This window comes from Mycolicibacterium houstonense, from assembly GCF_900078665.2.
In the GTDB taxonomy this organism is placed as follows: Bacteria; Actinomycetota; Actinomycetes; order Mycobacteriales; family Mycobacteriaceae; genus Mycobacterium; species Mycobacterium houstonense.
This window is the reverse complement of sequence record NZ_LT546207.1, coordinates 644,860-665,182: the sequence shown is the minus strand read 5'-3', so window position 1 is coordinate 665,182 and position 20,323 is coordinate 644,860. Positions and strand designations below refer to the sequence as shown.

Genomic DNA, 20,323 nt, shown 5'->3' with positions numbered 1-20,323 from the left:
CATCAGATTTCGCGGTCGTGTAGGGCCAGTTGATCGACTTCGTCCGGATCTCGGCCGACCAGATCGGCGATCAGCCCGTCGTCGGACAGGTCCATCGGCTCGGAGTGTTTCCAGTCGTGGTGCGCCACCTCGTTCAGTCGCTTGATGATGTGGTGGTCGGTCACCTCGATGGCCAGTTCGCGTCGATGGTCGAAGCTGCCCGGCGCGAAGTTGATCGAGCCGACGATCGCCCTCTCATGGTCGGCCAGAATCATTTTGGCGTGCAGTTTCATGTGTTTGAGCCGGTGGATCTTGATGCCGACGTCGTCCAGGATGCGCATCCCGCTGACGCCCTCGAGCAGCTTGCCCGCCTTCAGGTGGTGCGGAGCCCGGGCCATGATGTGAACCTTGACGCCGCGATGCGCCGCACGGACCAGACGCTCGATGATCACCGGATCCTGGTAACGCTCGTTCTGGACGAACAGCGTGTGCTTTGCGCTGTCGATGAAATCGGCGATCCGGTGCCTGCCGTTGGACGGGCACCAGATCAGGTGGGCGCCGGCGCCTGGGTCGAATTCCTGCCGGGCCCAGTCGGCCTCGAAGCAGTCGATGATCTCAGCGACCTCGTAGGCGCTGGGTGTGACGACGGCGTAGTCCCGGGTCACGGTGAAGTTCTCTTCGGTCCAGTTGAGCGACTCGATGAAGGCGTGCTCGTCGTCGACGACCATGGACTTCTCGTGTGTCAGATCGAAGGCGGGGTTGCTGGCCCGTACCTCGATACCGAACTGCTGCAACATATCCCGTGCGGCGTCGTTGTCCGTCTCACCGTCGCGGCGCCCAGGGTTGAGCATCACCTTGACGTCCACACCGCGCCGGTGGGCGGCGACCACCGCATCGAGCAGCGGCAGGTGGTTGAAGGCGAACATCTTGATGCGCACCGACCGGGTGGACGCCCCGATGGCGTCGAGCACCGGCTTGGCCGAGTCGTCGGGCAGGATGATCAGCGAACGCGTCGTCACGGTGTCTCGTCCTCGTACTGGATCCGGTGCAGGTCGGCATACCTGCCGCCCGCCGACAGAAGCTCTGTGTGCGTTCCCTCTTCGACCACGCGGCCCTCCTCGAGCACGACGATCTTGTCGGCATCGCGAATCGTGCTGAGCCGGTGGGCGATCGTGATCACCGTGCGGTCCTTCATCAACCGCTGCAAAGCCGACATGACCAGGCGCTCGGACTCGGCGTCCAGCGCGGCCGTCGGTTCGTCGAGGATGAGGATCGGGCTGTCGCGGATGAGGGCCCGGGCGATGCCGATGCGCTGGCGCTGCCCGCCGGAGAGGGTGAGCCCACGCTCCCCCACCGGGCTGTCGTAGCCCTGTGGCATCTCGGAGATGAACTCATGGGCGTTGGCCAGCTTGGCCATCTCGACGATCTCGTCGTGGTCGGCGTCGGGTCGGCCGAAGGCGATGTTGTCGCGGATGGTGCCGCGAAACAGCACGGTGTCCTGCAGGACATAGGCGATCTGGCGGCGCAGTTCGTGCAGCTTGTAGTCGCGCAGATCGACTCCGTCGACACGGACGGTGCCCACGCTCGGGTCGTAGAACCGCGGAATGAGGCTCACCAGACTGGATTTGCCGCTTCCGGTGTGCCCGACGACGCCGACCAGCTGACCGGGTTGCACCTCGAACGTGACATCACGCAACACGGGAGTCTCGCTGTCGTAGCTGAAGGCCACCCGCTCGAAGCTGATCGCGCCCTTGATGCGGGGCGCATCGATGGCGTCAGCCTTCTCCTGCACCGAGGTCTCGGCCGTCAGCAGGGCGTTGACCCGGTCGACCCCGACCGAGGCCATGGCGATGGTGTTGGTGAGTTTGGCCAGATCCTGCACCGGTTTGAAGAACGAGGCCAGGTAGGAGATGAACACCGTCAACGTGCCTGCCGTCATCGCGCCCGCGAGGATGAGCGCCGAACCGCGCCACAACACCAGTGCCGTGCACGCCGCCACCACCACGCCGACGATGGGCGATACCACCGACTTCACCCGCCGGGCGTTGAGCGCCGCGTCCACGGCCTGCTGGCCGGCGATCGCCAGCTGACGTTCCTGCATCTCCTCCCGATCGAACGCCTTGACCACCCGGATGGACTGCAGGCCTTCCTCCGCGACCGCGACGATGTCGGATTCCCGCCGGCGCACCTCGTGGGTGGCTTCCTTGACGGCCTTGCGGATACGCGACACGAACAACAGCAGCAGGGGCGCGACCGCGAGCGCGACCAGGGTGAAATCCCACTGCAGCCACAGCATCATCAGCAGCATGCCCACGATGGTCAGCAGATCGGTCGCGATGCCGAGGGTCGAGGCCGAGGCGAAGCCCTGGATGGTGTCGACGTCATCGGTCAGCGTGCTCAGGATCGGCCCGACCCGGTGGGTGTCGAAGTAGTTCAGCGACAGCTGCTGCAGATGGTGGTAGGCGCGGGTGCGCAGGTCGTTGCCGATGCGCTGGCCGACGGTCTCGGTCAGGTAATTCGCCACATAGGAGGCGACGGCGGCGACCACGGCGATGAGGACCACCATGATCGCGGCCAGCCCGGCGATATGCATCTTGCCCTCGCCCCCGAGCAACGGCTGCAGCAGGCCGTGCAGCCAACCGGGTAGTGGGTGGTGGCCGACCACGCTGTCCAGCACGACCTTGAGGGGCCAGGGCGCCGCCAGGCCGGTGGCGATCTGGATCAGCAGTACCGCGAAGATTCCGGCCACCAGCAACCGGTACGGGCGGATCAGCTCAAGAATTAGTCGCATCGCGCCCGTCGCTCGGTTGTCGGTTTTGACGTCCAGTTTGTCGCCACACATTACAACGCCATGACGGCGCCGGAGTGAACAAGTGGCCGACGGCCGGAGGTCTCACGGCAAAGGCGGCTGCCCGGTCACTCCGACGGGGACATCACCGGCGGCTTTTGCGTCGCACTCTCGATGTCCGTTGCGGCGGCGTCACTTTCGCGCCAGCCCGGCGGACCGAACAGGTAGCCCAGCCGGCCGCGCCAGGTCCTGGCCCGCCAGACGTCACCGACCATGGCCACGAACTCGTGGTAGTTGACCTTGATCGGGTTGTGGGTGTCGATGTTCTTGGTCAGCCCGTAACGGACGGGTTCGCCCTCTTCGACGAACGTGCCGAACATCCGGTCCCACAGGATGAAGATGCCGGCGTAGTTCTTGTCCAGGTACGGGTTGTTGGCGCCGTGGTGCACGCGATGGTGCGACGGTGTGTTGAACACGTACTCGATCACCCGGGGCAGCCGGTCGATCCGCTCGGTGTGGATCGGGAACTGGTAGAGCAGCACGATCGCCTGGGACAGGAAGACCATCCAGGCTGGGATGCCGATCAGGGCCAGGCCGACGAAACCGATGGTCGCCAGGAACGATCCGGGGATCAACCACGACAGTCGCACGGCCGTCGACAGATTGAAGTACTGACTGGAGTGGTGCACGTTGTGCGCGGCCCAGAACAGGCGGATGCGGTGCGACATCCGGTGCTGCAGGTAATACGCCAGGTCGGCCAGCACGATGGCCAGCACCCAGACCCACCACTGCGATGCCGACAGGTGCAGCGGCGTGACGGCCGCAGCGATCGCCACCATGGGGACTGCGATGAACTTGTCGAGCGGTCGTAGCACCAGGCCCAACGCGTAGATCGACAGGTTCGTGGCGCTGTCCCGCCAGGAGATCGCCGGGCGAGGACGGGCCGCGCGATCCTTGTCGAAGCGGTAGCTCAGGAATTCGACCGCCATGAGGACGAAGAAGGCGGGCATGGCGTAGAGCCCGATCCGAATGGGATCCACCGGGTTACCTCTTGTCTTTCTTGGGCTTGTCTTTCTTGGGCTTGTCTTTCTTGGGCATGCCGGCCAACTGCCAGGTCAGCGCCTGGCCGAACAGTTCCTCCGGGACCCGGGCCGGGTCGATGCGCCGTTGCCGAATCAGTCCCTGGAACAGGGCCAGGACCACGACGGCGAATCCGTCGACCGAGACGCTGTCGTCGATGTTGTTGCGCTCGAGCGCCTCGGCAAGGAGTTCGCGCAGTGAGGCCAGGGTGCGGGCTGACCGCTCCCGCAGGATCGTCATGCCGTCGGGATTGCGCACGGCATGCAGCCAGAACTCGGCCTGAATCGCCTCGAATTCGATTTCGTTGTCGGCGATCTCGACGAGCATCCGGCCCAACGCCGTCAGCGGCCCCTCATCGGCGTTGTCGGCGATGGTCTGCGCCACCTGGTCGAGCCGACCGGAGGCACGCTCATTCATCAGCTCGGAGAACAGCTGCTCCTTGCTGGAGAAGTTCGAGTACACGGCGCCGACCGAGTACCCCGCCGCCGCGGCGATCTCGTCGACCGACGCCGCGGCGTAGCCCTTGCGGGCGCAGGTCTGGGCGGCTGCATCCAAGAGTGCCGCCCGGGTTCGGGCCTGATTCTCGGCCCGCGTCCGGCGCACCGGCGCGGCTTCGTCACCATGTCCATCGTCGACCATATTTCAGATAGTAGCCGTTATCTCAAATTTCGGATAGTGGTCGCTATCCGAAATATTCATCGGGGTTGTCGACGGTCGATCGGGATAATCGGCAGGTGTCCTACCTAGGGATCCACGGGTATCAGCCGCAGTGGCTCACCGGCCACGACACGATTGCCCGCGCCCACGGGCGTCGATTGGGCGCACAAGTCGCTCGCCGCCTCACCAACAGCTGGCTGGCATGGGACCCCGTCCACGATCAGTGGTACGCCGACTGGCCGGTCCTGTTGGACTTCGAGGGCGAGCAGGTGGAGATCACCCACCAGACGTTCGACGAATTGTCCATCACCTGGAACAGCATCGACGCCAGTGAGCCCATCACCTTCGGTGAGGATCCCGAAGAGGTCTCTCTGACGTGGCGCGACGACGCATGTCTGCGGCTCGCCGCACTTCACGGTGCACAGCTGCACACCGTCGAACTTCTGGTGTGGAGTGGCAGCGAAACGGACCTGGCCCTCGACATGGTCGCGATCAGCTTCGGCTTCGCCCATGACCGGATCACGATCGGCAACGGCCTCGACGAGAACGCCATCGAATTCGGCCCACCGGACCCCGACTACCGCAGGCACCCACTGCGCCACAACGCCAAAAGGCCTTGACCGCAATAACTTTCGAACATTGACGTCAGGCAACCAGACGCTTGGATCGGTCAGTGTTCCGCCGACGCGTCCTCTGCCGCGACCGAGGTGACGAACCTCATCGAGACGAATCAGGCGTCGTCGAGCAGGTCCGGGGTCACCGCCGACTCGGTGTCGGGAATCCCCTCCTGCTTGGCCTTGCGATCCGCCATCGACAGAAGTCGCCGAATACGGCCGGCCACAGCATCTTTCGTCATCGGCGGATCGGCCAGCCGGCCCAACTCCTCCAGCGAGGCCTGGCGGTGCTCGACCCGCAGCTTGCCCGCGGCGGCCAGGTGATCGGGCACGCCGTCGCCAAGGATGTCCAGTGCGCGCTCCACGCGGGCGGCGGCCGCGACGGCGGCCCGGGCCGACCGGCGGAGGTTCGCGTCATCGAAATTGGCCAGCCGGTTGGCGGTGGCGCGGACCTCGCGGCGCATCCGCCGTTCCTCCCACGTCAACCGGGTGTCCTGAGCACCCATCCGGGTCAGCAGCGCTCCGATCGCCTCGCCGTCGCGCACGACGACCCGGTCACTGCCGCGTACCTCGCGGGCCTTGGCGCTGACGCCGAGCCGACGCGCGGCACCGACGAGGGCCAGCGCCGCCTCCGGGCCCGGGCAGCTGACCTCAAGAGCCGACGAACGTCCCGGCTCGGTCAGCGATCCGTGCGCGAGGAACGCGCCGCGCCACGCGGCCTCGGCGTCCCCGACGCTGCCGCCCACCACCTGTGCGGGAAGACCCCGGACCGGGCGGCCGCGCAGATCGAGCAGGCCGGTCTGCCGGGCCAACGCCTCACCGTCGGCGGCCACTCGCACCACATAGCGGGTGTTCTTGCGGATCCCACTGGCCGAGAGCACGTGCACCACGGCGTTGTACCCGTAGAGGTCGTAGATGTCCTTGCGCAGCCGGCGCGCGATGATCCCGAGATCCACCTCGGCCTCGACCACCACCCGGCCCGCCACGATGTGCAAGCCGCCGGCAAAACGCAACAATGACGCCACCTCCGCGCGGCGAGCGCTCACCGAGTTGACTACCAGGCGGCTCAGCTCGTCCTTCACTTCGGCTGTCATCGCCACGGATCGTCCCCTCTCGGTGTATTCGGCGCCGGCTGGTGGTGCCCAACGTCGACCGACCTCGCAGCGGGCGTGGGAACGGTGGGCTCCTGTATTGCCCGCCCAGGCGCCGATGCGCGTAACCGGACCCCCTCCAGGACCGCGGCCAACTTCGCCGGGTCATGTAAAGGTGTACCAGGTCTGGACACGTCAGCAAACTCAACTCGGGCGTTGAGGATGTTGGCTGTGCGGCTGAGTTGCTCCCGTTCGCGGTCGCTCGGCACCCGGCTGGCATCGACGATGATGTCATGCACGCTGAACTCGGGCGCATGCTGGGCCAGAACGTGGATGTGACGCTCCGCCGAGAACCCCGCCGTCTCCCCCGGCTCGGCCGCCAGGTTCAGCACGAGCGCACGGCGCGCCGTCGTCGCGCGAAGTGCGGCCGCCAACTGCGGCACCAGAACGTGGGGAATGACACTGGTGAACCACGACCCCGGCCCGAGCACCACCAGATCGGCGCTCATGATCGCCTCGACGGCCTGCCGGGTGGCCGGTGGGTCTCCCGGCAGCAGCCGGACCCGGCGCACCTTGCCCACCGTGGTGGCGATCGCCACCTGACCGCGGATCACCCGGCTCATCCGGGGATCGGACTCCAGGCCCGCGACATCAGCCTCGATCTGCAGGGCGATCGGGCACATCGGCAGCACCCGGCCCTTGACCCCGAGGATGCGCCCCAGCTCGTCGAGCGCGGCAACCGGATCGGCCAGCACCTCACTGAGACCGGCCAACATCAGATTGCCGATCGGGTGACCGGCCAGCGCACCACTGCCACCGAACCGGTGCTGAATGATGGTCGCCCACAGACGACCGTGCGGGCTGTCAGAAGCCAAGGCCGCCAACGCCATTCGCAAATCGCCGGGCGGCACCACATCGAGCTCGCTGCGCAACCGCCCCGACGAACCACCGTCGTCGGCCACCGTCACCACGGCCGTCACGTGTGGGCTGAGCCGCCGGGCCGCCGACAACGTGGCGTACAACCCATGCCCTCCACCGAGGGCGACGATGCGGGCCGTCATTCGCGGCCCAGATCCCGGTGCAACACGTGCACGGTGAGCCCGTCACCGCCCTGCAACCGCTCCGCCAGCGCCTCGGCGATCGCCACGCTGCGATGTTTGCCGCCGGTACAGCCGATGGCGACGGTCATATAACGCTTCCCCTCCCGGCGGTATCCGGCGATCACCACGTCCAACAGCCGATGGTAGGTGTCGAGAAATTCCTTGGCCCCCGGTTGTCCCAGCACGTAGTCACGCACATCCGGATGCTGACCGCTGTGCGGCCGCAACTCGTCGACCCAATGCGGATTGGGCAGGAACCGAACATCCATCACCGTATCCGCATCCATCGGCAGTCCGTATTTATAGCCGAACGACTCGACGGTGACGTTCGTATACGCGACGGTCTCACCGCCGAAGGCGCGCTCGATGCTCTCGCGCAACGCCGGCACCGGCAGCGCGGAGGTGTCGATCACCAGATCGGCTGCTGCGCGGACCGGGGCCAGCAACGTCCGCTCGGCGGCGATCCCCTCGGCCAGGGTCTGCGTGCCCTGTAGCGGGTGACTGCGCCGGTTCTGCTCGTAGCGACGCACCAGAATGTCGTCGGAGGCCTCCAGGAACAGCACCCGCGGGGTGATGCTCCGCGCCGCCAATTCGTTGCGCACCCAGTCCAGGTCACCGGTGAAGCCGCGCGACCGCACGTCCATCACCACCGCGAGCTGGGTGATCCGCGATCCGGCGGCCAACCCCAACTCGACCATCCTGGCTATCAGTTCCGGCGGCAGATTGTCCGCGACATACCACCCGAGGTCCTCCAGCACCTTGGCCGCGGTCCCGCGACCGGCCCCGGACAGACCGGTGACCAGAACCACATCGATACCCGAATCCGCGTCTGCACCACCGACGATGCCGCCCTCGCGCACATCTTCGTTCATGCGCGATCCGCCTGGCTTCTCATGTCCCCGTTACCCGTCATCCCGACACCCTGTGTCGATCATCCTCGATAACCGTTGCGGGCGCCCCTGAATCGCCCAGTCCGGCGCTGTTCTCACTTAGCGGATCACCACTTTCGGCCGCCGGCGGCTCGCCGCCCTGCCCGATTGGCGGCTCGCCGCCGTGCAGCGCCGCGAGCACCGCCTTCGCCGTCGCCACCCCGATTCCCGGCACCGCGGTGATGTCCTCGACCGTGGCGTCCTTGAGCCGGGCCACCGAGCCGAAGTGTGTCACCAGTGCCTTGCGCCGCTGTTCGCCCAACCCGCGCACCGAATCGAGCGCCGACGCCGTCATCCGCTTGGAGCGTTTGCTGCGGTGATAGCTGATGGCGAACCGGTGCGCCTCGTCGCGGACCCGCTGCAACAGATACAGCCCCTCACTGTTGCGCGGGAAGATCACCGGATCCGGCTCGGACGGTACCCACACCTCCTCGAGGCGCTTGGCCAGTCCGATCACCGCGACGTCGGTGACACCGAGTTCCTCGAGCACGGCAGACGCCGCGTTGACCTGAGGGGCACCGCCGTCCACCACGAACAGGTTTGGCGGGTAGGCGAACCGGCGCGGGCGCTGGTCGGTTCCGGGATCTGGCTGCGAGTCGGAGACATGCCGCAGGAAGCGGCGGCGGGTCACCTCGGCGATGGAGGCGACGTCGTCTGACCGGCCGTCGCCGGCCGCCTCGCGGATCGCGTAGTGGCGGTAGTCCGACTTACGGGGTAACCCGTCCTCGAACACCACCAACGACGCGACCACGTCGGTGCCCTGCACATGGCTGATGTCCACACATTCGATCCGCAGCGGGGCATCGGCCAGCCCGAGGGAGTCCTGAATGCTCTGCAACGCTTCCGATCTCGCGTTGAAGTCACCGGCTCGCTTGAGCTTGTGCTGCGCCAGGGCCTCTTGGGCGTTGCGCTGCACGGTCTCGGCGAGGGTGCGCTTGTCGCCGCGGACCGGCACCCGCAGGCTGACCCGTGAGCCGCGAAGCCCCGACAGCCAAGCCGACAGCTCGTCGGAGTTCGGCGGCAGCACCGGGACCAGGACCTCGCGCGGCACCGGATTGGTGGCCTCGTCGGCCGCTCCACCGAGTTCGGCCTGCTCGCCGTAGAACTGAGTGAGGAACTGCTCGACCAGCTGCTCCTGCCCAGTTTGTTCGGCGTCCGAATCACGGGTCGCCTCCGGCTCCGAAGACTTCTCGACGATCCAGCCACGCTGACCCCGCACCCGGCCGCCGCGCACGTGGAACACCTGCACCGCCGCCTCGAGATCGTCGTCGGCGAATGCCACCACATCGGCGTCGGTGCCGTCGCCGAGCACCACGGCCTGCTTCTCGAGCGCCCGCTTCAGCGCGGCGATGTCGTCGCGCAGCCGGGCCGCCCGCTCGAAGTCCAGCTCCTCGGCCGCGGCGGTCATCTGCTGTTCCATGTCGCGGGCCAACCGGTCGGTCTTACCGGCCAGGAAATCGCAGAAATCCAGCACGATCTGCCGGTGTTCCTCGGCGGTGACCCGGCCGACGCACGGCGCCGAACACTTGTCGATGTAGCCGAGCAGGCACGGCCGGTCGATCTGCCTGTGCCGCTTGAACACTCCGGCCGAGCAGGTCCGCGCCGGAAACACCCGAGTGAGCAGGTCGAGGGTCTCCCGGATGGCCCAGGCATGTGAATACGGCCCGAAGTACCGCACCCCCTTGCGGCGAGGGCCGCGGTACACCATCAACCGCGGGTACTCCTCGTTGAGTGTGACGGCCAGCACCGGGTAGGTCTTGTCGTCCCGGTAGCGGATGTTGAACCGGGGATCGAATTCCTTGATCCAGTTGTACTCCAGCTGCAGTGCCTCGACCTCGGTGGTGACCACCGTCCACTCGACACTGCCTGCCGTCATCACCATCTGCCGGGTGCGCGGCGCCAGACCGGCGATGTCGGCGAAATACGACGTCAACCGGCTGCGCAGGCTCTTGGCCTTGCCGACGTAGATGACCCGGCCGTGCGGGTCGCGGAATCGGTACACGCCGGGCTGCACTGGTATCGATCCGGGCGCCGGCCGGTACGTCGCTGGATCGGGCACGGTTTCCAGGTTACTGCCGCGATCCGACGGAACTCCGCTACCGTCGAGGTGTGCGATTGCTGGCGTCCACGCGTTCGGTCATCGCCCTGCTCAGTGTCGCCGCGATGGTCCTTGCCGGATGCGCCGACGGCAACCGGCGTCCGGCGAAGACCGTCGCCGCACCGTGCGAGATTGTGTCGAACGGCACTCCGCTACCCAAGCCTCCTCCCGCTCCGCCGCCTGCCGGTCCGGCCGCACCGGCCCCGCCGCGCGATCTGGCCACCAACCCCGAGATCGGCACCGGCTACCGCAGCGACATGACGGCCGTCCGCACCGCCACCTACGCGGTCGCCACTGCCAATCCACTGGCCACCGAGGCCGCCTGCAAAGTGCTGCGCGACGGAGGCACCGCCGCCGACGCGTTGGTGACGGCACAGGCCGTCCTCGGCCTCGTCGAACCCCAGTCGTCCGGGATCGGGGGCGGCGGCTTCCTGCTCTACTACGACGCGGCGAGCAAGGCGGTGCGCGCCTACGACGGGCGCGAGACCGCACCGGCCGCGGCGACCGAGAACTACCTGCGCTGGGTATCCGAGACCGACCGCACCGTCCCCAAACCCGACGCGAGAGCGTCGGGCCGCTCCATCGGGGTGCCGGGGATGGTGCGCCTGCTCGACGACGTCCATCGCCAGTTCGGCAAGAAGACCTGGCGCGACCTGTTCGATCCGGCCGTGTCGATGGCCGACGACGGGTTTGACATCAGCCCGCGTCTGGCCGCGGCGATCGCCGATGCCGCGCCCCAACTCCGCATCGACCCCGAGGCGAGCGGTTACTTCCTCGACCCCGACGGCAGTCCGAAGCCGGTGGGTACCCGCATGACCAACCCGGCCTATGCGAAAACCTTGGGCGCCATCGCATCTGAGGGGGCGCAGGCGTTCTACACCGGCGATATCGCCCGCGCGGTCGTGGCCGCCACCGCCGACGGCGCCGGCGGCCGGACGCCAGGTGTCCTGACCGAGCGGGACCTCGCGACGTACGCCGTCAAACAGCGCGAACCGCTGTGTACCACCTACCGTGGCCGCGAGGTCTGCGGTATGCCGCCGCCCTCTTCGGGCGGCATCGCCGTCGCCGCGACCCTCGGCATGCTCGAGCACTTCCCGATGAGTGACTACAAGCCCGCACGGGTCGATCTCAACGGCGGTCACCCGTCGGTCACCGGCGTCCACCTGGTCTCGGAGGCCGAACGGCTGGCCTACGCCGACCGTGACCGCTACGTCGCCGACACCGACTTCGTCCCACTGCCCGGCGGCTCACCCGAAACCCTGCTCAACGGCGCCTATCTCACCGGCCGCGCCGCCCTGATCTCCCGGAACCACACCATGGGCACCGCCAGGCCAGGCGATTTCGCACCACCGATCACCGTCCCGCCGCCGCCCGAGCACGGCACCAGCCAGATCAGCGTGATCGACAGCTTCGGCAACGCCGCATCCCTGACCACCACGATCGAGTCCGCGTTCGGCTCATTCCACATGGTCGACGGATTCCTGCTCAACAATCAGCTGACCGACTTCTCCGCCGAACCGATCAGCACCGAGGGCCGGCCGGTCCCCAACCGCGTCCAGCCCGGAAAGCGGCCACGGAGCACCATGGCACCGACCCTCGTTTTCGACAAGGCCGGTCCGGACCGGGGGCAGCTGTACGCGGTACTGGGCTCCCCCGGCGGTGCGGTGATCGTCCAGTTCGTCGTGAAAACCCTTGTCGGCATCCTGGATTGGAATCTGGACCCGCAGCAGGCGGTCTCGATGATCGACTTCGGGGCGGCCAACACACCCGTCACCAACCTCGGTGGCGAACATCCGTCGGTCGATACCGCCGCCAACGGTGACCGCGATCAGCTGGTCGAAGGACTGCGGGCACTCGGCCATCAGGTGTCGCTGGCCGAACAGTCCAGCGGCCTGTCGGCGCTGGTGCGTACATCTTCGGGATGGATCGGCGGCGCCGACCCGCGCCGTGAGGGCGTGGTGCTCGGCGACGCCGGCTGACGGCCGGTGTCAGCTCAGATCTGATCGGTACCGGTCGATCGCGTCACGAACCTGGTCCATCGCCTGCACGGCACGGCCCTTGTCGATCGCCTGGATCGCCATCACCGGGATGTACTCATCGTCGGGCAGGTCGAGGCGGGCCCAGCGGGCACCCACCGGAAATGACACACCGAGCACATCGTGCCAGGGAATCACCTTGAAACTGACCAGGTTCCGCACCGCGACCCCGGACGGGCCGATCCGCAGCCGGGGCCGGGCGAACAACAGCACCACTCCGGCGATGATCGCCCCCAGCAACGCGATGCCCACCTGGTCGGAGGTCTGGAACACCACGCCGGTGGACCCCACCTTCAACAGCAGGCCGACCGTGACGTGGGCCAGGAGGATGATCAGCGCTGCGCCGTAGGCGAAATACGGTGTCCGGTGCGGACGGATGTCGACGTCCCAGCTGTCCCGCGTCATTTCTTCGGTCTTCTTGTCAGTCATCGGTCCGGTCACGCGTTGGCGCGGATTTCACGAAGCGTCAGCGCGGTGGACAGCGCCGCGGCCGCGGCCTGGGCGCCCTTGTCCTCGGTCGAATCCGGGAGACCGGCCCGATCGAGGGCCTGAGCCTCGTTGTCGGTGGTGAGCACGCCGTTGGCGACCGGGGTGGACGCATCCAGCGACACCCGCGTCAATCCCTGCGTCACCGCGTCACACACGTAGTCGAAATGCGGGGTCTGGCCGCGGATCACCACTCCCAGCGCCACCACCGCGTCGTGGGTCGCGGCCAATGCCTGTGCCACCACCGGGATTTCGATCGCGCCGAGCACCCGCACCACCGTGGGGTCGCTGATGCCTGCCTCGACGGCGACCTTGCTGGCACCCTCGAGCAGGGCATCGCAGATCTTGGTGTGCCACGTGCTGGCCACGATCGCCAGCTTCACATCCGAGGCGTCGACCTGGGGCAGATCCGGGACTCCGACGGCGCTCACAGGCTCGAACCCGAATCGGTCGCGCTGGGCGGCCGGCGGTCACCGAGCAGGTACACCGCCTCGTCGTAGTCGTCCATGCTCACCGCCTCGTCGTAATCTTCGAGGCCGATGAGGTCATGCCCCATCCGGTCCCGCTTGGTCATCAGGTAGCGGATGTTCTCGGAATTGGCGCGCACCGGAAGCGGCACCCGCTCGATGATGTGCAACCCGTAGCCATCCAGGCCGACCCGCTTGGCCGGGTTGTTGGTCAGCAGCCGCATCGAGCGGATACCCAGGTCCACCAGGATCTGCGCCCCGATGCCGTAGTCGCGGGCGTCGGCTGGCAGGCCGAGCTTGAGATTCGCGTCGACGGTGTCCTCGCCGGCGTCCTGCAACTGATAGGCCTGCAGCTTGTGCATCAGGCCGATGCCGCGGCCCTCGTGCCCGCGCATGTAGAGCACGACGCCGCGGCCTTCCCTGGCCACCATGGCCATCGCGGCGTCCAGCTGCGGCCCGCAGTCACAGCGGCGGGAACCGAACACGTCACCGGTCAGGCATTCGGAGTGCACCCGGACCAGGACGTCGTGTCCGTCGCTGGCCGGTCCCGCGATGTCCCCGCGGACCAACGCCACATGCTCGACGTCCTCGTAGATGCTCTTGTAGCCCACCGCCCGGAACTCGCCGTGACGGGTGGGGATCCGGGCCTCGGCGATGCGCTCGATGTGCTTCTCGTGCTTGCGCCGCCACTCGATCAGGTCGGCGATGGAGATGAGCGCCAGGTCGTGATCGTCGGCGAAGACGCGCAACTCGTCGGTGCGCGCCATGTCGCCTTCGTCCTTCTGGCTGACGATCTCGCAGATCGCGCCTGCGGGCTGCAGGCCGGCCAGCCGGGCCAGGTCCACCGCGGCCTCGGTGTGCCCGGGACGGCGCAGCACGCCACCGTCCTTGGCGCGCAACGGAACCACGTGCCCGGGCTTGGTGAAGTCGTCGGCGACGGTCGACGGATCGGCCAGCGCACGCATCGTGGTGGCCCGGTCGGAAGCCGAAATACCGGTTCCCACATCCTTTTTCGCGTCAACCGTGACGGTGTAGGCGGTGCCGTGCTTGTCCTGGTTGACCGCGTACATCGGCAACAGGCCAAGCCGGTCGCAGATCTCACCGTCGAGCGGCACGCACAGATAACCCGAGGTGTAGCGGACCATGAACGCCACGAGTTCCGGGGTGGCCTTCTCGGCCGCGAAGATCAGATCGCCCTCGTTCTCGCGGTCTTCGTCGTCGATCACCACCACGGCTTTGCCCGCCGCGATATCGGCTATCGCCCTCTCGACGGAATCGAGCCTGGTCATCTGCGCCACCTTGCCTGTTCGAATGCCAGGTCCCAGTGCGGGACCCATCGCCACTCCAGTATGAACCACCGAAATCCAGCGGTTATTGCCAGCTCTTACTCACCGGGACCGGCCATCAGCCGTTCCACGTACTTGGCGATGATGTCCACCTCCAGGTTCACGGTCGTTCCGACGGCCGCCTGACCCAGTGTGGTGAGCTCCCGCGTGGTGGGAATCAGCGATACCTCGAACCACTCGTCAGCCACCGCTGAGACCGTCAGCGACACCCCGTCGACGGTGATCGAGCCCTTCTCCACGACATAGCGCGACAGTGTGGCCGGCAGGCCGATGCGGACCACTTCCCAGTGGTCGAAGGGCGTGCGGGAGATCACAGTGCCGGTGCCGTCCACGTGGCCCTGCACGATGTGGCCGCCGAGGCGGCTGTTGACCGCGGCCGCCCGCTCCAGGTTGACCTGGCTGCCGACCCCGACCCCGCCCAGACTCGACCGGTTGAGCGTCTCCCCCATGACGTCGGCGGTGAACGCGCCGTCGGGCAGGACGTCCACCACGGTCAGGCAGACTCCGTTCACCGCGATCGAATCGCCGTGACCGGCGTCGGCGGTGACCACGGGCCCGCGGATGGTGAAGCGGGCGGCATCCGTCAGCTCCGCCTTGTCGACCAGGACACCCAGCTCTTCAACGATTCCGGTGAACACGCGACCAGAGTATTCGCCTCCCCCGCGGGTTGGAGAAAACGGCCGACCGCCGCGAGCCTCTACGATGCAGTCATGCAGACGCGCCCACGCTTCGCAGTCCAGTCCTTACTCGCAATTCTGTTCGCGGCGGCCGCGCTCGTCGCGGGCTGCTCGTCGTCGTCCTCGGAGAAATCGTCCGACCCGCTGCCCGATGCCGCCCAGCTGCTGCAGGAGTCGTCGGCGAGCACCAAGGCCCAGCAGAGCGTTCACCTGCTGCTGACCGTGCAGGGCACGATCGACGGCCTCCCGGTGGAGAAGCTCGACGGCGACCTGACCAACGCCCCCGAGGTGGCAGCGGAGGGCACCGCCGATCTGTTGTTCGCGGGCCAGAAGCTGGCCGACGCGAAGTTCGTGGTGGCCGGCGGCGATCTGTACGCGGCGCTGACCCCCGGCGATCCGCTGTCCAACTACGGAGCCGCGGCCAACATCTACGACATCTCGGCGATCCTGAACCCGGACAACGGCCTGGCCAACGTCCTGGCCAACTTCAGCGACCCGAAGGCCGACGGCCGTGAGGCCATCAACGGCACCGAGGCCGTCCGGGTGACCGGCAACGTCAGCGCCGACGCGGTCAACAAGATCGCCCCGCAGCTCAAGGCAGAAGGCCCGGTCCCGGGAACCGCGTGGATCACCGAGGACGGGAACCACACCCTGCTGCAGGCCAAGCTCGAACCCACCCCCGGCAACAGCGTCACCATGACCCTGTCTGACTGGGGCAAGCAGGTCACCGTCACCAAGCCCGCTTCCTGATGCGGGCCGCGCAGCCGGTGAGCGCCGGCCGCAACCGCCACATCGCGATCAGCGCGGGCAGCCTGGCCGTGCTGCTGGGCGCGCTCGACACCTACGTCGTGGTCACGATCATGACCGACATCATGAGCGACGTAGGTATCGCGATCAACAAGATCCAGCAGGTCACCCCCATCATCACGGGCTACCTGCTGGGTTACATCGCGGCCATGCCACTGCTGGGCCGGGCCTCGGACCGGTTCGGGCGCAAGATGTTGATCCAGGTCGGTCTGGCCGGTTTCGCGGTCGGTTCGGTGATCACCGCGCTGTCCGGCGACCTGACCATGCTGGTGATCGGCCGCGTGGTGCAGGGCGTCGCGAGCGGTGCGCTGCTCCCGGTGACGCTGGCGCTGGCCGCCGATCTGTGGGCCGCGCGTAGCCGAGCCGCTGTGCTGGGTGGTGTCGGCGCGGCGCAGGAATTCGGCAGCGTCCTGGGCCCGCTGTACGGCATCGGCGCGGTCGCGCTGTTCCACCATTGGCAGGCGGTGTTCTGGATCAATGTGCCGCTGGCCGTCATCGCCATGGTGATGATCCACTTCAGCCTGCCGGGCAAGCAGCCGAGCGATAACCCGGAGAAGGTCGACGTCATCGGCGGCACTCTGCTGGCGATCGCGCTGGGCCTGGCCGTGGTGGGCCTGTACAACCCCGAACCGGACGGCAAGCAGGTGCTGCCCAGTTGGGGCCTGCCGGTCCTGATCGGGGCCCTGGTGGCGACGATCGCGTTCTTCGTGTGGGAGAAGGTCGCCCGGACCCGGCTGATCGAACCCGCGGGGGTCAGGTTCGTGCCGTTCCTGGCCGCGCTGGCCGCCTCACTGTGCACCGGCGCCGCATTGATGGTCACGTTGGTCAACGTCGAGCTGTTCGGTCAGGGAGTGCTCGGCAAGGACAAGTACGACGCCGCGTTCCTGCTGCTACGGTTCCTGATCGCCCTGCCGATCGGCGCGCTGATCGGCGGCTGGATCGCCACCCGCGTCGGGGATCGCATCGTCAGCTTCGTCGGCCTGATGATCGCGGCCGGTGGCTTCTGGCTGATCACCAAGTGGTCGATCACCGTGCTCGACGAGTATCACGATCTGATGCTGTTCCGGTTGCCGGTGCTGGACACCGACCTGGCGATCGTGGGTCTGGGGCTCGGCCTGGTGATCGCTCCGCTCACCTCGGCAACGCTGCGGGTGGTTCCCGCGGCACAGCACGGTATCGCCTCGGCGTTCGTGGTGGTGGCCCGGATGATCGGCATGCTGATCGGGATGGCGGCGTTGTCCGCCTGGGGCCTTTACCGGTTCAATCAGCACCTGGCCACCCTCTCGGCCGCGGCGAACACCGGAACGATGTCGTTGCAGGAGCGGCTGGCGTCCCAGGCCACCCGCTATCGCGAGGCCTATGTATCGATGTACGGCGACATCTTCGGCATCACCGCGCTGGTCTGCGTCGTGGGTGCGGTGCTCGGCCTGCTGATCGCCGCTCGTCACGTCCACGTCGACGAACCCGCCGGTCCGTCGGAGCTCAGTGGACCGGACGATGGCGGCGACGCTCCGACCGAGATGCTGGACCTGCCGACACAGACCCTGCAAGCCCAGCCGGCCGACGAGACCGTCCAGCTACCGCGACAACAGCCGGGGCGGCACCGCTCCAGCTGACCGGTTCAGCAGCGTTCAACTCCGGGCCTCAACAATCGTGGCGCCCGGTCGGCCTCCACCGGCCGGCCGGGCAGCACGATGCGCAGCGGGGCGCGCACCAGCGCCCGAAGGGTGCGCGGAGTCGCCGCGGGGATGGTGAGCCAGTCCTGCATTGCAGTCATGCTCGTGTCCTTTGCTCGTGTTCACTCGGCGCATATTCGGCAGTGAACGCGCTCTGGTACGAGTGTACCGATCATTACCGCCGACGCCCGGTCGTCACACAAGATTAACTTAGGTAACCCTAACTTTGCTGACGACGCGCTGGCAGTTCGGAATCAATTGGGTACGAGGCTCAGCCGGACATCCGGACCGATTGCCCTGATCCCGTCGAATCGCCACCGCTGGGCATGTCCGATGCTGGGCACACCGATGTCGTCGACCGCGGTGATCGGCCCACCCAGCAGGATCGGCGCCACGTAGGCCAGGATCCGGTTGACCACACCGGCCCGCAGAAAAGCACCGGCCAGCGTCGGCCCGCCCTCCAGGAGCACGTCGGTCCGGTCCCCCAGCGACCGCATCACCTCATGCGGATCGTGCGTGCGGATCAGCATGGTGTGCGAATCGTCGTTGAGCACCTTGGCATCCAGCGACACCTCACGCATACCCACCACGACCCGCAAGGGCTGATGGTCGGTCAGGGTCCCGTCGGGCCGACGCGCGGTCAGCGTCGGATCGTCGAAGAACACCGTGCCGGTGCCGACCACGATCGCGTCGGCGGCAGCGCGCTTGCGATGGACATCCGCACGGGCCGCCTCACTGGTGATCCACTGACTGGAGCCGTCCGCCGCGGCGCTGCGGCCGTCCACGCTGGTGGCGAATTTCCATGTGACATACGGCAATCCGGTGCGCTGCTTGTGCAGCCACTCGCGCAGCGGCCCCAGTTCGACCTCCTCGGCCAACAACCCGGGGCTGACGGTCACGCCCGCATCGACGAGCCGTTGCGCGCCGCCGGCCGCCGTCGGATTGGGGTCGGACACCGCATAGGTGACCTCCGAAATCCCGGCTGCCAGAAGCGCATCCACGCACGGTGGGGTCCGGCCGTGGTGATTGCACGGTTCGAGGGTGACCACAGCCGTGCCGCCCTTGGCGCGGTCCCCCGCCGCCTGCAAGGCAATTACCTCGGCGTGCGGACCACCGACGGGCTGCGTGCCGCCGACACCGGCGATCTGCCCGTCGCGATCCAGGATCACCGCTCCGACCGGCGGATTGGGATACGTCGAGCCCTTGACTTGCTCGGCCTGCTCGATGGCCAGCCGCATCGCGGCTTCGGACGTCATAGCGTCAGATGTTTGGAAGCGCTCGCGGCCTGCCGACGCAGGGAGTGCACCGCGGCGGCCGGATCGGCGGCGCTGTACACCGCGGACCCCGCGACGAAGCAGTCCACCCCGGCCTCGGCCGCCTGCTCGATGGTGTCGGCGTTGATGCCGCCGTCGATCTCGACGACGATGGTCAGCTCACCGGCATCCACGAGGCGCCGGGCCGTGCCCACCTTGGCCAGCACCTCCGGGATGAACTTCTGCCCGCCGAATCCGGGCTCCACCGACATCACCAGCAGCGTGTCGAACTCCTTGAGGATCTCCAGGTACGGCTCCAGCGGGGTGCCCGGCTTCACCGACAGCCCAGCCTTGGCCCCGGCGGCGCGGATGTCGCGGGCGACGGCGATCGGATTGTCGGTCGCCTCGGCGTGGAACGTGACGTTGTAGGCCCCCGCCTCGGCGTACGGCGGCGCCCAGCGTTCCGGCTGATCGATCATCAGGTGGCAGTCCATCGGGATGTCGGTCACCTTGAGCAGGGACTCGACCACAGGCAGGCCCAGCGTGAGGTTGGGCACGAAGTGGTTGTCCATGACGTCCACGTGCAGCCAGTCGGCCCCGGCCACCGCGGCGACCTCATCGGACAGCCGCGCGAAGTCCGCGGACAGGATGGACGGGGCGATCAATGGAGTCTTGTGCTCCTCGCGTGCGCGGGGGTCTGCCATGGCGGTCAGCCTATCTTGACGGTCTTCGCGCAAGCGCTCATCCAACCTTCAGGGCGGCCGCGAACATCGCATCGGTGCCCTGCCGGTGCGGCCACAGCTGGACGTGCGGCCCGTCGCCGAGGTCATCGGCCGGGGCAAACAACTCCCGGGTGTCCAGTTGGGTCACCGGATGGCGGCGCACCGCGTCGGCCACCACGCCGACCGTTTCGGCCAGGTGCGGCGAGCACGTCGCGTAGAGCACCACGCCGCCGGGCCGGGTCAGCTTGATGGCCGCGGCAAGCAGCTCACGCTGCAGTTTCGCCAGACCGGGCACGTCGCCGGGCTGACGCCGCCACCGCGCCTCCGGGCGTCGGCGCAGCGCACCCAACCCGGTGCACGGGGCATCGACCAGCACCCGGTCGAACCCGGGTTCCAGATCGGATCCCCGCCCGTCCACGCGATGCACATCCACGTCGAGCCCGCGGGTGTTCTCCTCGACCAGATCGGCGCGCCGAGGCGCGGGTTCCACCGCGGTGACGCGGGCGCCGGACGCCGC

General features: G+C 67.6%; 20 protein-coding genes. 4 read left to right on the top strand and 16 right to left on the bottom strand.

The genetic code is table 11. From position 1 onward, the window contains the following. Positions 1 to 2: 2 nt before the first annotated feature. From BN4332_RS03490 to BN4332_RS03475, 4 genes are all read right to left on the bottom strand, one after another. Positions 3 to 998: a phospholipase D-like domain-containing protein gene (locus tag BN4332_RS03490; RefSeq protein ID WP_066897193.1), complete on the bottom strand. Its 996-nt coding sequence runs from the start codon at positions 996 to 998 to the stop codon at positions 3 to 5. Continuing rightward, the gene (locus BN4332_RS03485) at positions 995 to 2,821 is read right to left on the bottom strand and encodes an ABC transporter ATP-binding protein (protein WP_235654005.1); all 1,827 of its coding nucleotides are present in this window, start codon (positions 2,819 to 2,821) and stop codon (positions 995 to 997) included. Before BN4332_RS03485 ends, BN4332_RS03490 begins: the two co-directional genes overlap by 4 nt. A 74-nt stretch (positions 2,822 to 2,895) precedes the next feature. Then, a complete protein-coding gene (locus BN4332_RS03480) occupies positions 2,896 to 3,777 on the bottom strand; it encodes a sterol desaturase family protein (RefSeq protein ID WP_066897215.1) in 882 nt (293 codons plus the stop codon). Positions 3,778 to 3,811: 34 nt separating this feature from the next. Further along, positions 3,812 to 4,486, bottom strand: coding sequence for a TetR/AcrR family transcriptional regulator (locus BN4332_RS03475; RefSeq protein ID WP_066897192.1), 675 nt, complete (start codon positions 4,484 to 4,486; stop codon positions 3,812 to 3,814). A 95-nt stretch (positions 4,487 to 4,581) separates the two neighbouring features. Between BN4332_RS03475 and BN4332_RS03470 the strand changes: the two genes are divergently transcribed. Beyond that, positions 4,582 to 5,124, top strand: a complete 543-nt coding sequence (locus BN4332_RS03470; protein ID WP_066897191.1) for a hypothetical protein — start codon at positions 4,582 to 4,584, stop codon at positions 5,122 to 5,124. Positions 5,125 to 5,234: 110 nt separating this feature from the next. On the opposite strand, the gene whiA is transcribed toward BN4332_RS03470, so the two are convergent. The 4 genes from whiA to uvrC are packed head-to-tail and all read right to left on the bottom strand — an operon-like array spanning position 5,235 to position 10,297. Then, positions 5,235 to 6,212, bottom strand: a complete 978-nt coding sequence (gene whiA, locus BN4332_RS03465) for a DNA-binding protein WhiA (RefSeq protein ID WP_083210726.1) — start codon at positions 6,210 to 6,212, stop codon at positions 5,235 to 5,237. Continuing rightward, positions 6,209 to 7,270, bottom strand: coding sequence for a uridine diphosphate-N-acetylglucosamine-binding protein YvcK (yvcK, locus tag BN4332_RS03460; RefSeq protein ID WP_066897190.1), 1,062 nt, complete (start codon positions 7,268 to 7,270; stop codon positions 6,209 to 6,211). Before yvcK ends, whiA begins: the two co-directional genes overlap by 4 nt. Beyond that, positions 7,267 to 8,181: an RNase adapter RapZ gene (rapZ, locus tag BN4332_RS03455; protein ID WP_066897189.1), complete on the bottom strand. Its 915-nt coding sequence runs from the start codon at positions 8,179 to 8,181 to the stop codon at positions 7,267 to 7,269. The genes yvcK and rapZ overlap by 4 nt, the downstream gene beginning before the upstream one ends. 37 nt (positions 8,182 to 8,218) lie before the next feature. Further along, positions 8,219 to 10,297 (bottom strand): excinuclease ABC subunit UvrC, encoded by a 2,079-nt coding sequence (uvrC, locus tag BN4332_RS03450; RefSeq protein WP_066897188.1) that lies wholly within the window; start codon positions 10,295 to 10,297, stop codon positions 8,219 to 8,221. Positions 10,298 to 10,401: 104 nt separating this feature from the next. Here uvrC and ggt point away from each other — a divergent pair, with 104 nt between their 5' ends. Further along, positions 10,402 to 12,315, top strand: a complete 1,914-nt coding sequence (ggt, locus tag BN4332_RS03440; protein ID WP_066897214.1) for a gamma-glutamyltransferase — start codon at positions 10,402 to 10,404, stop codon at positions 12,313 to 12,315. A gap of 9 nt (positions 12,316 to 12,324) precedes the next feature. Here ggt and BN4332_RS03435 read toward each other — a convergent pair whose 3' ends face one another. From BN4332_RS03435 to BN4332_RS03420, 4 genes are all read right to left on the bottom strand, one after another. Next, positions 12,325 to 12,801: a PH domain-containing protein gene (locus BN4332_RS03435; RefSeq protein ID WP_066897213.1), complete on the bottom strand. Its 477-nt coding sequence runs from the start codon at positions 12,799 to 12,801 to the stop codon at positions 12,325 to 12,327. A gap of 8 nt (positions 12,802 to 12,809) precedes the next feature. Continuing rightward, positions 12,810 to 13,289 (bottom strand): 6,7-dimethyl-8-ribityllumazine synthase, encoded by a 480-nt coding sequence (gene ribH / locus BN4332_RS03430; RefSeq protein ID WP_066897187.1) that lies wholly within the window; start codon positions 13,287 to 13,289, stop codon positions 12,810 to 12,812. Continuing rightward, positions 13,286 to 14,614, bottom strand: coding sequence for a bifunctional 3,4-dihydroxy-2-butanone-4-phosphate synthase/GTP cyclohydrolase II (locus BN4332_RS03425; protein WP_066897186.1), 1,329 nt, complete (start codon positions 14,612 to 14,614; stop codon positions 13,286 to 13,288). Before BN4332_RS03425 ends, ribH begins: the two co-directional genes overlap by 4 nt. Before the next feature lie 95 nt (positions 14,615 to 14,709). Further along, complete coding sequence (locus BN4332_RS03420; protein ID WP_066897185.1) at positions 14,710 to 15,309, bottom strand: riboflavin synthase; 600 nt, start codon at positions 15,307 to 15,309, stop codon at positions 14,710 to 14,712. Positions 15,310 to 15,381: 72 nt separating this feature from the next. Here BN4332_RS03420 and BN4332_RS03415 point away from each other — a divergent pair, with 72 nt between their 5' ends. Beyond that, positions 15,382 to 16,098 (top strand): LppX_LprAFG lipoprotein, encoded by a 717-nt coding sequence (locus BN4332_RS03415; RefSeq protein ID WP_066897184.1) that lies wholly within the window; start codon positions 15,382 to 15,384, stop codon positions 16,096 to 16,098. After that, positions 16,098 to 17,771 carry an MFS transporter gene (locus BN4332_RS03410; protein WP_066897183.1) on the top strand — a complete coding sequence of 558 codons (1,674 nt, stop codon included), beginning with the start codon at positions 16,098 to 16,100 and terminating at the stop codon, positions 17,769 to 17,771. The genes BN4332_RS03415 and BN4332_RS03410 overlap by 1 nt, the downstream gene beginning before the upstream one ends. A gap of 5 nt (positions 17,772 to 17,776) precedes the next feature. On the opposite strand, the gene BN4332_RS33115 is transcribed toward BN4332_RS03410, so the two are convergent. From BN4332_RS33115 to BN4332_RS03395, 4 genes are all read right to left on the bottom strand, one after another. After that, positions 17,777 to 17,932, bottom strand: coding sequence for a hypothetical protein (locus BN4332_RS33115; protein ID WP_160110798.1), 156 nt, complete (start codon positions 17,930 to 17,932; stop codon positions 17,777 to 17,779). A gap of 153 nt (positions 17,933 to 18,085) precedes the next feature. Then, positions 18,086 to 19,087: a bifunctional diaminohydroxyphosphoribosylaminopyrimidine deaminase/5-amino-6-(5-phosphoribosylamino)uracil reductase RibD gene (ribD, locus tag BN4332_RS03405; protein ID WP_066897182.1), complete on the bottom strand. Its 1,002-nt coding sequence runs from the start codon at positions 19,085 to 19,087 to the stop codon at positions 18,086 to 18,088. Beyond that, entirely contained in the window at positions 19,084 to 19,788 is a 705-nt protein-coding gene (rpe, locus tag BN4332_RS03400; RefSeq protein ID WP_066897181.1) for a ribulose-phosphate 3-epimerase, read from the bottom strand. Before rpe ends, ribD begins: the two co-directional genes overlap by 4 nt. Before the next feature lie 37 nt (positions 19,789 to 19,825). Further along, a partial coding sequence (locus BN4332_RS03395; RefSeq protein ID WP_494337813.1) for a class I SAM-dependent methyltransferase occupies positions 19,826 to 20,323 on the bottom strand: 498 nt, incomplete at its 5' end.

Coding starts and splice junctions, on each gene's coding strand:
- BN4332_RS03485 (WP_235654005.1), bottom strand. CDS start 2,821: ATGTGTGGCGACAAACTGGACGTCAAAACCGACAACCGAGCGACGGGC.
- BN4332_RS03480 (WP_066897215.1), bottom strand. CDS start 3,777: ATGCCCGCCTTCTTCGTCCTCATGGCGGTCGAATTCCTGAGCTACCGC.
- BN4332_RS03475 (WP_066897192.1), bottom strand. CDS start 4,486: ATGGTCGACGATGGACATGGTGACGAAGCCGCGCCGGTGCGCCGGACG.
- whiA (WP_083210726.1), bottom strand. CDS start 6,212: ATGACAGCCGAAGTGAAGGACGAGCTGAGCCGCCTGGTAGTCAACTCG.
- yvcK (WP_066897190.1), bottom strand. CDS start 7,270: ATGACGGCCCGCATCGTCGCCCTCGGTGGAGGGCATGGGTTGTACGCC.
- rapZ (WP_066897189.1), bottom strand. CDS start 8,181: ATGAACGAAGATGTGCGCGAGGGCGGCATCGTCGGTGGTGCAGACGCG.
- ggt (WP_066897214.1), top strand. CDS start 10,402: ATGGTCCTTGCCGGATGCGCCGACGGCAACCGGCGTCCGGCGAAGACC.
- BN4332_RS03435 (WP_066897213.1), bottom strand. CDS start 12,801: ATGACTGACAAGAAGACCGAAGAAATGACGCGGGACAGCTGGGACGTC.
- BN4332_RS03425 (WP_066897186.1), bottom strand. CDS start 14,614: ATGACCAGGCTCGATTCCGTCGAGAGGGCGATAGCCGATATCGCGGCG.
- BN4332_RS03415 (WP_066897184.1), top strand. CDS start 15,382: ATGCAGACGCGCCCACGCTTCGCAGTCCAGTCCTTACTCGCAATTCTG.
- BN4332_RS03410 (WP_066897183.1), top strand. CDS start 16,098: ATGCGGGCCGCGCAGCCGGTGAGCGCCGGCCGCAACCGCCACATCGCG.
- BN4332_RS33115 (WP_160110798.1), bottom strand. CDS start 17,932: ATGACTGCAATGCAGGACTGGCTCACCATCCCCGCGGCGACTCCGCGC.
- ribD (WP_066897182.1), bottom strand. CDS start 19,087: ATGACGTCCGAAGCCGCGATGCGGCTGGCCATCGAGCAGGCCGAGCAA.
- rpe (WP_066897181.1), bottom strand. CDS start 19,788: ATGGCAGACCCCCGCGCACGCGAGGAGCACAAGACTCCATTGATCGCC.